Origin of the sequence: Wolbachia endosymbiont (group A) of Pogonocherus hispidulus, assembly GCF_964028195.1 — a bacterium.
Lineage (GTDB): Bacteria > Pseudomonadota > Alphaproteobacteria > Rickettsiales > Anaplasmataceae > Wolbachia.
In genome coordinates this window covers 736,675-748,329 of sequence record NZ_OZ034750.1, presented here as the reverse complement: position 1 = coordinate 748,329, position 11,655 = coordinate 736,675, and the positions used below count along the sequence as shown (strand labels likewise).

At 34.3% G+C, this 11,655-nt stretch carries 10 protein-coding genes; 3 read left to right on the top strand and 7 right to left on the bottom strand.

What is annotated here, in order from left to right; genetic code table 11:
• Window positions 1-15 precede the first annotated feature (15 nt).
• Window positions 16-1,311, bottom strand: coding sequence for a hypothetical protein (locus tag ABWU58_RS03505; protein WP_353283631.1), 1,296 nt, complete (start codon window positions 1,309-1,311; stop codon window positions 16-18).
• Between the two features lie 97 nt (window positions 1,312-1,408).
• Entirely contained in the window at window positions 1,409-1,609 is a 201-nt protein-coding gene (locus ABWU58_RS03500; protein WP_264735771.1) for a hypothetical protein, read from the bottom strand.
• 448 nt (window positions 1,610-2,057) lie between these two features.
• Here ABWU58_RS03500 and ABWU58_RS03495 point away from each other — a divergent pair, with 448 nt between their 5' ends.
• From ABWU58_RS03495 to ABWU58_RS03485, 3 genes are all read left to right on the top strand, one after another.
• Entirely contained in the window at window positions 2,058-4,202 is a 2,145-nt protein-coding gene (locus tag ABWU58_RS03495; RefSeq protein ID WP_353283630.1) for an ankyrin repeat domain-containing protein, read from the top strand.
• A gap of 381 nt (window positions 4,203-4,583) precedes the next feature.
• A complete protein-coding gene (locus ABWU58_RS03490; RefSeq protein WP_353283629.1) occupies window positions 4,584-5,603 on the top strand; it encodes an ankyrin repeat domain-containing protein in 1,020 nt (339 codons plus the stop codon).
• Window positions 5,604-5,814: 211 nt separating this feature from the next.
• Window positions 5,815-8,667 (top strand): ankyrin repeat domain-containing protein, encoded by a 2,853-nt coding sequence (locus tag ABWU58_RS03485; protein WP_353283628.1) that lies wholly within the window; start codon window positions 5,815-5,817, stop codon window positions 8,665-8,667.
• Window positions 8,668-8,846: 179 nt separating this feature from the next.
• Here the strand turns inward: ABWU58_RS03485 and ABWU58_RS03480 are convergent, their stop codons facing one another.
• From ABWU58_RS03480 to ABWU58_RS03460, 5 genes are all read right to left on the bottom strand, one after another.
• On the bottom strand, window positions 8,847-9,035 hold the full coding sequence (locus ABWU58_RS03480) for a hypothetical protein (RefSeq protein ID WP_353283627.1): 189 nt from the start codon (window positions 9,033-9,035) through the stop codon (window positions 8,847-8,849).
• Window positions 9,036-9,223: 188 nt separating this feature from the next.
• Entirely contained in the window at window positions 9,224-9,769 is a 546-nt protein-coding gene (locus tag ABWU58_RS03475) for a hypothetical protein (protein ID WP_353283626.1), read from the bottom strand.
• A 71-nt stretch (window positions 9,770-9,840) separates the two neighbouring features.
• A complete protein-coding gene (locus ABWU58_RS03470) occupies window positions 9,841-10,341 on the bottom strand; it encodes a JAB domain-containing protein (RefSeq protein WP_353283625.1) in 501 nt (166 codons plus the stop codon).
• 9 nt (window positions 10,342-10,350) lie between these two features.
• The gene (locus ABWU58_RS03465) at window positions 10,351-10,686 is read right to left on the bottom strand and encodes a JAB domain-containing protein (protein ID WP_353283624.1); all 336 of its coding nucleotides are present in this window, start codon (window positions 10,684-10,686) and stop codon (window positions 10,351-10,353) included.
• A 46-nt stretch (window positions 10,687-10,732) separates the two neighbouring features.
• Window positions 10,733-11,626 (bottom strand): ankyrin repeat domain-containing protein, encoded by an 894-nt coding sequence (locus ABWU58_RS03460; protein ID WP_353283623.1) that lies wholly within the window; start codon window positions 11,624-11,626, stop codon window positions 10,733-10,735.
• Window positions 11,627-11,655 lie beyond the last annotated feature (29 nt).

Sequence of the window (11,655 nt, the reverse complement as noted above, 5' to 3'; positions counted from 1 at the left end):
AGACATATAATATTTTTAATGATCACCTAACCCCACATAAGACTGTTTACTAATCCCTACCTCAGCTAAATCACTACTTGGGCCAGGTATGTTTTTTTGATCGAGTTTTTCACCAGCAGACTTACCATAGCCTAAAAACTTATTTAATGATTGATTATCTCTTTGTTCTAATATAGAATGTATACAGTTTGCTTTCTCAGAAGACATAAACTCCTTGATTTGCTTAGAATTAGCCTTATCTAACATTGCCCACACTGGCTTCATAAAACCTTTTTCAACCAAATGTACTGAAAATTTTCCTTGAAAAGAAGAATCTTCCATCATTTCCTCGTCCAATGTGAAGGTACGATGATTATCAAATCCTTCTTTTTTCCACATATGCATAAAAACCTCCACACCAGCACCTAAATAATGCTCTGGACAGTCCTTTATCATGAATTTCAACCAAAGAGAATAATCATCTTCTGAAATTTCACTTGATTTTAAACAATCAAATAATTCCTGAAATTTATCAAAACTAAGCACGTCCTTCATTCTATTTAAAGATCCATAATAACCATTCTTTTCTAAATCTCTTTTCAAAAGCTCTGGATATTTATCAGGACTTATCTGACTTAAACAAAATTCAAATACATCAGGATAGCCATTATCATGTGCTGCATGCACTGCAATTTTCATAAAAACCTCATCTTTCTCCCGAGCACTTAACTCACTTTCAGGTAATGATTTTATCTTATTCCAAAAGAATTCCACCGCTTCTACACGTCTTCTCCTCGAACTTATTGCTGCACGGTGTAAACCAAAGACATAAGGATGCTGATCTTTTAGATCTAACTCTGAAATGTATCCACTAATGAAATGTGACCAAAATTGCATCATTGCATCTTTACACCAATTTCCACTTACTGATTTGACTAATTTTTTTATTGCGTCTGAATCTCCATCTTTTATTTTATCTTCCTGTTTAAAATGTTCAAATAGAGAGATTATATCCTCTTCTAAGCAACACCAACATGCGATTTGGTAAAGATAAAAGTCCTTCAGTGGATTACTTGTACCCTTCCAACTCTGAGGTTCTATCATCTTTTTAGCAACTACTCTTCTATTGAGTTTAATGCCATGTATTGTATCGGTTTTTTCCCAACATTCTTCATCTGATAATATATCAAGAAAAAAGGGAAGATTTCCGGTATTGATAGTCTCCAAATACCCCCGCCCCCAATTTCTTATTTGAAGTTGTTTAGATGCTTTATAAGGATCATCATCCTTAACAATAGAGAAAGCTACCTTAGTCAGATCATCTAAATCCATAATTCCCCCCATAAACAAAAGCTTATTAAGATACAGAACTATGATGATTTATACATTCTATATCACTTTCAACATGATAATACATCTTTGTAACCTGTCAATCACTATTGTAGAAAAATTTTCTAACTAAAATAATTTTCAATAAAAGCTTCTTGACAGGCTCAATATAAGATCTTTTGTTTGCTTTTATATTCTGTTTTTTGTCATAAGCTTGCCTTAATTCTTCTTTGGTTATTCTAAAACAAATTACTATTAATTTAGTAGCGTGTCTTATTAAAAAACTAAACAATACACCCATTTCCAGCACTCAAAACCAAGGGTGGTGAGAAGTGTTTTTCTTGGGATGAGTTGGTCTACCGCTTGTTCTGTGCAAATTTTTCTATATAGTAATTTTATTATACCGCAAAATCAGCTACATTAGCCTACTTTAGCCACATTTATATACGAATTAATTTGCTTGGCTTTGTTGCAACAATTTTACGTTTTTATTTTTGAAACACCCCTTTTACGTAAAAAGCTCTCACAAATATACGTACTTTTTTGTGTTTTTTAGAAAGTAAATAATTAGATTTTTTGTGGCTCTGAAGAAAGGCATGTTTCTATTGAATTGCACAAATATGCTCCTTCTACCGATCAAGCAGAGCAATTAAAACAATCGCTCGTAATTTTCAGGAAGACATATAAAATTCTTGACTTTTGTATCAGGTATATAATGATCAAAGCGTGTTTTAAATTGAGGTAAAATTATGAATTCAAGTGAGTTGCAAGAAATATTAAGTGTAATAATACAAGATGGTGTAGATGAGAGTAATGTTATTGATAGAATAGAAAATCAGCTAAAAGAACAAGATTTTGACATAATATTTTCCGATCATGAAATGGATGTAAAGACTATTTTACTGCATGTAGCTGCTTCCATGGATCGCTTAAAAATAGTTGAATATCTTGTAGGTAAAAAAAATGTTGCTATTGATTTACAAAACACGAATGATAATACTCCCCTACACATTGCTGTTCGCAAGAATAATTTCAGTATAGTTGAATATCTTATAAAAAATCATGCTGATCCTAATGCAAAGAACAATCACGGCTTTACTCCTTTGTACTTTGCTGCCATTAAGGGTTACTTAGACATAGTTAAATATCTTGTAAAAAACGGAGCTACTCTTGATCTACAAGACAAGGATGGTGATACTCCTTTATATGCTGCTGCCATTAAGGGTTACTTAGACATAGTTAAATATCTTGTAAAAAACGGAGCTACTCTTGATCTACAAGACAAGGATGGTGATACTCCTTTATATGCTGCTGCTAAAGGTGGTTACTTAGACATAGTTAAATATCTTGTAAAAAACGGAGCTACTCTTGATCTACAAGACAAGGATGGTGATACTCCTTTATATGCTGCTGCCATTAAGGGTTACTTAGATATAGTTGAATGTCTTATAAAAAATAAAGCTGCTCTTAATCTACAAAACAAGGATGGTGATACTCCTTTATATGCTGCTGCTAAAGGTGGTTACTTAGACATAGTTAAATATCTTGTAAAAAACGGAGCTACTCTTGATCTACAAGACAAGGATGGTGATACTCCTTTATATGCTGCTGCTTTAAGTGGCCACTTAGATATAGTTGAATGTCTTGTAGAAAACGAAGCTGCTCTTAATCTACAAGACAAGGATGATAATACTCCCTTACACGCTGCTGCTGAAGGTGGTCGCTTAGATATAGTTGAATGTCTTATAAAAAACGGAGCTAATCCGAACATGAAGAACTATCGTGGCACTACCCCCTTACATGCTGCTGCTAAAGGTGGTTACTTAGACATAGTTAAATATCTTGTAGAAAACAAAGCTGCTCTTGATGTACAAGACAGGGATGATAATACTCCCTTAGACTCTGCTGCTTCAAAGGGTCACTTAAACATAGTTGAATATCTTGTAGAAAACGGAGCTCCTCTTAATCTACAAGGCCCGATTGGTAGTATCACTTTACACCGTGCTGCTTCAAATGGTCACCTAAACATAGTTAAATATCTTGTAGAAAAAGCTAATGTTGAGACAAAAAACAGTTATATCTACACTGCTTTCTATTTTGCTGTTCTAGAAGGTCACTTAAACATAGTTGAATATCTTATAAAAAACGGAGCTCCTCTTAATGCGCGAGACTCGATTGGTAATATCCCTTTACACCATGCTGTTCTAAGAGGTCACTTAAACATAGTTGAATATCTTATAAAAAACGGAGCTCCTCTTAATGCGCGAGACTCGATTGGTAATATCCCTTTACACCATGCTGTTCTAAGAGGTCACTTAAACATAGTTGAATATCTTATAAAAAACGGAGCTCCTCTTAATGTGCAAGACTCGATTGGTAATACCCCTTTACACCATGCTGTTTTAAACAAGCACTTAGATATGGTTAAATATCTTGTAGAAAATGGAGCTGACCTTAATGCAAGGAATTATAATAAAACTCCTTTAGATGTTGCTAATGAAAATGGTTGCTCAGATATAGTTAAGTATTTAAATGAAAAGAAGGTTGCCGCTGATGCAAAGAATAATGCTGACAAAGCTCCTTTATATATGGCTGTTGAGAATAGTAAACAGGGTATAGTGCAAGCTACATCAAACGCGGAAGCCAAACATATCGCTAATAAAGCGGTAAAAATTGGCTTCTCTGTAGGCATAATAACCATGTTGACAGTGGCTATTGGATGTTTTGCTGCGAATGTTGGGTTATCAATGTTAGTTATAGCTGGCATAGCTGTAGCTGCTGCGTTAGCAGCTGGAACTGTTGCTGGCAGTATTACATATGTAGTACCGAAGCCTGGCAATAAACTAAATGAAATTAGTATAAACGAAAAAACATTTGTTTGCCAACCTACTTAATAGTGGATAGAAAAGTTTGCTAAGAAATATCAAAAACCATACAGTCAAGTTAAAGAAAAGTAGGAGAGAAAGAAGGAAAGACTACCTCTTTATTCTCATTCCCCTTTTCATGTTTTTTGTCTACAGAGACTATAGCTAACACAAGAAAGGTCTACTTGGTGCTGAGAGCGGAATCAACTTTTATTGATTAATACCGTCCCTATATTATTTCAAGTCAAGCTTCCCTTGGTTAGCTAAGAAGAATTGCAAATACGTTGCTGCCTTATACCTACAACAAACTGAAACAATCACTTATAATTCTGGAGAAGGTATATAAAATTCTTGATTTTGACATCAATCATGTAATAATTAAGATATGGATTTTTAAGATGAGGTGAAATCATGAACTTTGATCAGTTACTGGAATCATTAATAAGTGCTAAAAATAAGGAACATATAATTAACAGAATAAAAGAAGAGTTAGAACAACAAGGTAAAGATTTAGAAGATGTATATGAAGAGTGGTTTGACAGTAAATTGGACACAGAATACGCTTCCGCCATGTTACATTCTCAGGAGGATATAGGTGTAGAAGAGACATTTCTGTATGCAGCTGTCTGCCTTGGTAAATTAGAGACAGTTAAATATCTTGTAGATGAAAAAAAAGCTAACGTTGATGCAAAGAGCTGCTCAGGCTGCACTGCTTTACACTTTGCTGCTGAACGTGGTCACTTAGATATAGTTAAATATCTTGTAGATAAAGAAGCTAACGTTGATGCACAGGATAATGATGGCTGCACTCCTTTGCACATTGCTGCCCAAAATAGTCACTTTGACATAGTTGAATACCTTATAAACCACACAAAGGTTAACGTTAGTATAAAATCATATTGTGATCACACTCTTTTACATTTTGCTGCTGAGGGTGGCAACTTAGAGACAGTTAAATATCTTGTAGGTAGAGGAGCTAACGCTAATGCGAGGGATAAATGGGGTTATACTCCTTTACACTCTGCTGCTGAATGTGGCCACTTAAATATAATTAGATATTTTGTAGAGGATCTTACAGGCGAAAAAAAGGTTTACATTGATACAAAGAATAATGATGACAGTACCCCTTTACACCTTGCTGTTGAATGTGGCTCCTTAGATATAGCTAAATATCTTGTAGAAAATAGAACTAACGTTGATGCAGTGGATGTTAACAACAAAACTCCTTTAGATATCGCTAATGAGTGTGGTCATCCAGGTATAGTTGAGTTTCTTAATAAAAAGCGTGTTGCTTCTGATGCAAACAATGATGTTCCTTCACAGGCTGCTAAAAGAACTAAACTGGATAAAGTGCAAGAAGATAATATTGAGTTACTTATAACATCCATTTCAAAATTAGGTCGGACTGGAGGTATCACTGATAAGATGTAGCATTAAAGCCTAGTAATAGGCTAAGCGAGTCCAACGTAAGTAGGCAACATCCACTGATACGTCTTGACAGTAGATGGGTTTTTGTGTAGCTAATTGTGTTTAGTGACAAATTAAATATGGAAGAGCTAAAAAAATGTGGTTGTGAGACAAGTGCTGCTAGGTGTAGTGGCAAGAGCTAAATATAAACAATTCAATAGCATGGGGTAGAAATATGATACATCATAAGTGGTTAGAAATACTAAGTGCAATAAATTCCGACAATGATTTAAATAGGGATAACATAATTGAAAAAATAAAAGAGAAGTTAAAAGCAATAGACCCAACCACGTATAAAGAGTGGAAAAAATTTGATTTTAATGTGAATTATTGGATAAACAATTGCGTAGAGAGATGTACTCTATTGCATATCGCTGCTGGAAATGGTTATATAAAGGCAGTGAAGACTCTATTGGAAATAGGTGCAAAGGTTAATGCAGTAGATCTAGATAGGATGACTCCGTTACACTTAGCTGCCAAAGGAGGTTATACAGAGATAGTGAAAACCCTAACAGACGCAGATGCAAAGGTCAATGCAGTAGATCTAGACAGGATGACTCCGTTACACTTAGCTGCCAAAGGAGGTTATACAGAGATAGTGAAAACCCTAACAGACGCAGATGCAAAGGTCAATGCAGTAGATCTAGACAGGATGACTCCGTTACACTTAGCTGCCAAAGGAGGTTATACAGAGATAGTGAAAACCCTAACAGACGCAGGTACAAAGGTTAATGCGGTGGATGGGATGAAGCGTACCCCATTGCATATGGCTGCTAAAAATGGTCATATAAAGACAATGAATGCTCTATTAGAAAAAGGTGCAGAAATTAATATAATAGATAAAAAGGGGTTGACGCCATTATCTCTTGCTGCCGAAAATGGTCATAAAGAAGCAGTATATGCTTTAATGGAAAAGGAAGCAGATCTTTTATTGGGAAATAAAAATAGAACCCTAAAGTACTTAGAAAAACTAACCAGAAGTGATAATTTAAAACAGTTTCGAAAAGAGCAAAGGGATGATGAATATGAATCACTTAAATACTCATTGCTATGTCGTGATGATCGTTCTTTAGTTGATGTTGTTGGAGGAGATACATTTAACTTAATGTGCATATGGTTTACTGGCATATCTGCTCTAACACCAAGTCAAAGAGAATTAAATAAAGAATTATTCAGTATCCTCCAAGCATACCAGTCTTTTAGTGATGAAGGTGATTATAATGAAAATGGTTATATTGTGAGACTTAGAAATTTTTTACAAGACAATGGAGATAATCAAGATCTAGAAAAAGTTCTTAATCTTAGAAGAGGAGAATCTAAATTAACAGTATTACACATAATATCAAGTATAGCTGGGGTAGAAAAAGAATATGACGATTCTGTAGCTTTACTTTTGAAGGCAGGAGCTAACCCTAATGTAAAGGATGATAGAGGAAAGACACCCTTGCATTATGCTACTGGACCTAATAGTGTAGCTTCTCTTATGGAAAAAGGAACTAATCTTAATGAGCAAGATAATGAAGGAAAAACACCCTTACATTGTATTGCAAGCACTGATTACAATGATCTCATCTCTTCATTTCTGGATAGTGGAGCTAGGTCTGATATATGTGATAAACAAGGAAAGATCCCACTAGACATAGCAATTGATAATTGTAACTACTATGCTGAAGGTTATCTTTTAACTGAGGATCAAAAAAGGTTGCAGCAAGAATTAGACTGTATTCTTGGTGGTGTTGACAAAGATAACCCTTCTTCTCTAAGTAAAGGTCTTACTGTATTAGAAAAGTTTTTGAATGAACGCAAGGGTACTCAAGACTTAAAGAGAGTTTTAAGCCTTCATAACAATGAAGGGAAGTTACGAATCTTTCAATATATCAGAGATGTTTTTCATAGTGATGAAACTTGTTGTAAAGAAGCAGAGAGATTGTTGTTGGTAGCGGGAGCAAAGGATTTCAAGGAGTTAGATAGCAAAGAGCACTTGTTTAAATCTAGGACTTTATGGGATGATTTAATACCAACCCAGCAGAAAATTTTGAAATTTTTCCTATGTAGAGTAGATAAAGCTCAAGACATTAATGAGCTGGAACAAGTTGTAAACAAAGCTATAGAGTGTAAAATGAGGTTTAATTTTCCTCATCAAGGAAAGCTATATGGAAAAATGTATGAAAAATATGGTTTTATGGATTATGTGATAAAAAGAATAAAAGAAATTAGTGAATTAAAAAAGGATCCTAAAGTTGCTAGTGATATAATATGTAAATTAGTATCAAAAGGAGCAGTGCTTTATAATAAAGATAGTATGGAAGTAATTAATGCATTGGAATCAGAGTTTAAAGACCATAAAACCAATATGAAAAAAGCTCATGAAGAATATGTCAATAATACTTTAGAGTTTATGAAAATTGTTAAAAGTGCAGCTACTGGTAGAGTAAAAAATGCAAAAATGGATAGCTTTACTTTTTACTTGGAATACTCGGAGGATAGCAAAATAGATATTGCAAAGATCACAAATGGAGCAAGGGATTTAGGGCTAACTCAAGGAGAAATAGAATACGGAAGAGATATAATAAAGATCGGTAAAAGTGAGGTGGAAATTATAACGAACAATGACATAAGGCATTACACTGATCTTGCGGACAATAGTAATATAGTGTTAACTTTCTATACTAGTTTAGGAGAATTAGAAGTTAATTTGTACCCTGACAAGCAAGATAAAATAATAGTAGAAGTTAGTAATAAAAAGGAAATACTGGAAAAGTTCAAAAATTGTAAAGAAGAATTAGGTGAGAATTGCTCACTTGGTGGATATTGGGTCTACGGTGCTATTGAACAGGGATATTTTGAAAGGTCTGGAAAACTTTGTCAATCTTTTGAAACAATTAGTCTATCTAAAAAAGTCTCAGAAGGAGTCAAAGCAGCAGTAAAAGGTTTAAAGTGTGGTGATATAGTGAGCTCTCCATCCAGTAATATATTTCCTTCAAAAGCGATTATGCAGGAAGGTAAAGCAAGAGTACCAGGAGCATGAACTCAAAGTTGCTTAGGGTCAAGTTTTGAGTATTTTACTAAAATAGCTTTAACATTTTTTGGGGAATGTTTTAAATCCTATGGTGATGTTAAGTTAATAGCTTAAGAGATACTTCAAAGAAATTATCTTATTAAAAAAAATTACTTGACCCTTATGGTTTTTCAAGCATACCACTAGCTTTAAGATTTTGTAGGCCAGTTGCCTACATTAATAGGAATACCTACCTCAAGTAGGTTCTTTGCCACTTCTATTTCCCCTATTTTTTTACCCTTTTCTTTATCAATCTGTATTCTTTTAGATACTGACATAATTAATGAATAAAATTTATCACGTATTTCTTCATCCTCAATTTTATTATACTCTCTCACTAAATCTAGTACTCCATTTTCTCCCTCATTACTTCTTTCAATTTCAACATTGCCTTTTTCTATTAGTTCACTAATTTTTGGCAGTAGAGTTTTGGCATGCGTTGTTTGCTATGCTAAGCAGTTTTCCTATTGTCATGATATGGGTTCCTTGCTCATAGCGTCTTATTTGACCACCTGTTAAACCGACTTTATTTCCTCTGAGAACGTCCTCTTGCTAGCCTCCAGTCTTTCATATTTTCCCCTGTTTTATAGGCTATAAAATTAACTATCTCTGTTTTATTATGTTTCTCAAGTTCATCTTTAGACAAGCCTGTTGTTTGGAGAATGATATCAAGGGAAATACCCGCTTTAAGTAGATTCTTTGCTACTTCTGCTTTTTTACCTTCTTCTTCGCCCATCTGGATAGATTTGTTTAATGCAGAGGCCATCTTACATAATTCCTGGTTCCTAAATTTTTTACATTCTCTAACTAGATTTAATGTTTTTTCTACCTTACCTTTCTCTGATACCGTGGATTCAGGTAGTAGTTTTGCCATATCAATCATTAGTTCCACTACTATCATACAGAATGTAATGATTGAAATCGGATTTTCCCCTCGCTCATATCTGGACATTTGCTTCTCTAATACTCCGACTTTACTTCCTAGACCTGCCTGAGTACGTCTTTGCTTTTCCCTCTCATGTTTTAATTTTTTCCCTACTTCGTAGTCTGTAGACCTTGTATCAGTAGTCATGTCTCTTTAAAATATTTTGAGACAAAGATATACTCTTTAACCTAAGATTCTATTAAAGTCACTTTCAGAGCTTAGTGCAGTTTTTCAACTTTATAATTATCCTCCCTAATTGCGTTTTTATACTCTTTGTCATCTTTCCACACTACTTCATCTTTCCAAATAATTGTATAGCCTTCCTGTATTAAACCCTGTTTTTTGAAACTAAAACAGCCATACTCTGTCACTGTTTTATAATCCACTAGATCTATTTCTACACTTGGACATGCTATCACCAGCTTTCTTACAATTGATACATCTCCTTCCGTTGGTGCTTCCCTTTCCGGATAGTTGTGTGATACTATCATAGAACTTGCTCCTACTCTTAATCCTTGCTCCATAAGCTTTCTCGTATATATCGCTGTTTCATCTATTTTAAAAATATCATATACTTCTTCTGCCAATAAATAATGCCTTTCATCCATATAAAATACTCTCAAGTGTTCTCTATCTGATTGTTCCATCAAGTACTCAGCTAACTTTTTTGAGTCATTAGTGATTGGTAATCGTGTATCGAAATATTTTTTGTGCTTCATTGTATCCTCCTAGCAATACCAAATAACCATAAGTTTTTTTGTTAAACCTTGCTCAATCAGACTTACATAGCCACTTTGTGTAACCATGGTATAATCTTTTAGTTCTACCCCTATATTTGGTAGGATTAAGACAAGGTCCTTAGCAATTTTCATATCACCTTTTGATGGCTCTGATACAATGAGATAATGGGTAACTTTTATTGAAGCTATTGCCTCTTTCAGCACTATCTGTTTCATAACACTTTGTACAGTTTCTATACACTCATAACCGTAGGTATTTTCTGTAATTGTGTTACACTCTGCATCCATGTAAATCACTTGTATGCCTTTTTTATTAATTGTCATATTTTCTCCTCAAAACAAAAAAATTCCGGTAGTAAAAGACCTTTTTCTAAATGTGTGCACCTCGACTGATAAGGTACTCCTTCACGTCCTCTTTAATATCTTTATCTTGATATTCTCTATCTTGAGTAGCCAAATATAGCGGTGTATTATCATTCTTGTCTCTGGCATTTATATTTGCCCCATTTATTACAAGACATTTGACCATGTCAAAGTTACAATCTTCAGCAGCTATGTGTAGTACAGTAGTGCCATCTTTAGCTGTAGTATTTATGTAGGCTCCCATCTCTATTAGATATTTTACTATTTCAATATAATCTCGCTCAACAGCGTAGAGTAAAGGTGTCCAGCCGTTTTCTCCCACAAAATTTACATCAACTCCTTTCTCCTCTACCAAATATTCAACAACGTCCAAGTGGCCATTTGATATCGCCATTTTCAATAGATCACTGCAGTCATAAGTGACATCTTTTCGGCTCATCAGATACTCTATAGTATCCAAGCCACCACCTACAATAGCTTCACCAAATAAAGTACTGCCATATTCATTAATTGGTGCCATAGGATCAATACCCTTTTCTTCTATAAAATATTTGACTATTCTAACATGGCCATATTGAAATGCATAATATACGGGAGTACCTTCATTGTCAGTAATATTGTAATTGGCACCCTGATTTATTAAAAATCTTACTATATCAACATTTCCTGAATAGACAGCGTAATGCAAGGGAGTCCAATTACATTCATCCTGAGCATTTAAATCAGCTCCTTTACTTAAAATATATACAGTTAGATAAAAATCACCTTTTTCAGCGGCTGAATGCAAAGTATCAGGTGGATTGAACTTACCATGCAGATGCCTTGCCATGGCATATAGCCTTTTGTCTTGATTAGACGTTTCTTTAACATTATCCTTTTTTTCAACATATTTTTTTGTCATAATGACCTCACTAAATTAATAAAACTATT

Coding starts and splice junctions, on each gene's coding strand:
- ABWU58_RS03500 (WP_264735771.1), bottom strand. CDS start 1,609: ATGGGTGTATTGTTTAGTTTTTTAATAAGACACGCTACTAAATTAATA.
- ABWU58_RS03465 (WP_353283624.1), bottom strand. CDS start 10,686: ATGACAATTAATAAAAAAGGCATACAAGTGATTTACATGGATGCAGAG.
- ABWU58_RS03470 (WP_353283625.1), bottom strand. CDS start 10,341: ATGAAGCACAAAAAATATTTCGATACACGATTACCAATCACTAATGAC.
- ABWU58_RS03475 (WP_353283626.1), bottom strand. CDS start 9,769: ATGACTACTGATACAAGGTCTACAGACTACGAAGTAGGGAAAAAATTA.
- ABWU58_RS03485 (WP_353283628.1), top strand. CDS start 5,815: ATGATACATCATAAGTGGTTAGAAATACTAAGTGCAATAAATTCCGAC.
- ABWU58_RS03495 (WP_353283630.1), top strand. CDS start 2,058: ATGAATTCAAGTGAGTTGCAAGAAATATTAAGTGTAATAATACAAGAT.
- ABWU58_RS03460 (WP_353283623.1), bottom strand. CDS start 11,626: ATGACAAAAAAATATGTTGAAAAAAAGGATAATGTTAAAGAAACGTCT.
- ABWU58_RS03505 (WP_353283631.1), bottom strand. CDS start 1,311: ATGGATTTAGATGATCTGACTAAGGTAGCTTTCTCTATTGTTAAGGAT.
- ABWU58_RS03490 (WP_353283629.1), top strand. CDS start 4,584: ATGAACTTTGATCAGTTACTGGAATCATTAATAAGTGCTAAAAATAAG.